The following is a 233-nucleotide window of genomic DNA, read 5'->3' on the forward strand; positions in this document are numbered from 1 at the left end:
CTCCGCTACCCCCACCTCATCCCCGAATTTTTCAACATTCGTGGGTTCGGGCCTCCAGTGCGTGTTACCGCACCTTCACCCTGGACAGGGGTAGATCACACGGTTTCGGGTCTACGCCCACGTACTTATTCGCCCTATTCAGACTCGCTTTCGCTGCGGCTACGGCTTCTCACCTTAACCTTGCACGGGAACGTAACTCGCCGGTTCATTCTACAAAAGGCACGCCATCACCC

At 56.7% G+C, this 233-nt stretch carries 1 rRNA gene; it reads right to left on the minus strand.

Features of this window, described 5'->3' with window-relative positions:
- Positions 1–233: ribosomal RNA gene (locus RJP21_RS31155) — 23S ribosomal RNA — on the minus strand; the annotation flags it as partial.

Source organism: Paenibacillus sp. VCA1 (assembly GCF_031583795.1).
In the GTDB taxonomy this organism is placed as follows: Bacteria; Bacillota; Bacilli; order Paenibacillales; family Paenibacillaceae; genus Paenibacillus_AQ; species Paenibacillus_AQ albilobatus.